Source organism: Microbacterium sp. AR7-10 (genome assembly GCF_001878835.1).
In the GTDB taxonomy this organism is placed as follows: domain Bacteria; phylum Actinomycetota; class Actinomycetes; order Actinomycetales; family Microbacteriaceae; genus Microbacterium; species Microbacterium commune.
Map to the genome: position 1 here is coordinate 1 of NZ_MJIR01000102.1, position 376 is coordinate 376.

A 376-nucleotide genomic window follows, 5' to 3' on the forward strand; every position below is an offset into this window, starting at 1 on the left:
CGGGGCGATCGTGCGCTCGTCCGTTCCGGTGCGCGCGTCTGCCGCAGAGGGTCGGGATGCGGTGGAGCGCGCGGTGCGGGCAGATGGTCTCGACGTGTTCACCTGGTCGGATGCCGCCGCCGAGCTGCGGCGGCGGATGGCTCTGCTGCACCGTGAGCTCGGCGAGCCGTGGCCCGATGTCTCCGACGAAGCCCTGCTCGCCCGTCTGGCCGAGTGGCTCGATCCGGAGCTGAGCGCCCTCGCGGGCGGCACCCCGGCGGATCGCATCGACCTCGCCGCGCCGTTGCGCCGGCTGCTGCCCTGGCCGGCCGCGGCTGACCTCGACGCCCTTGCCCCCGAACGGCTCGAGGTGCCCAGCGGCTCCCGGGCGCGGATC

Annotated in this window: 1 protein-coding gene; it reads left to right on the forward strand. The window is 75.5% G+C overall.

Features of this window, described 5'->3' with window-relative positions:
• On the forward strand, positions 1 to 376 hold a 376-nt coding region (locus BFN01_RS15015; RefSeq protein WP_305728273.1), incomplete at both ends, for an ATP-dependent helicase C-terminal domain-containing protein.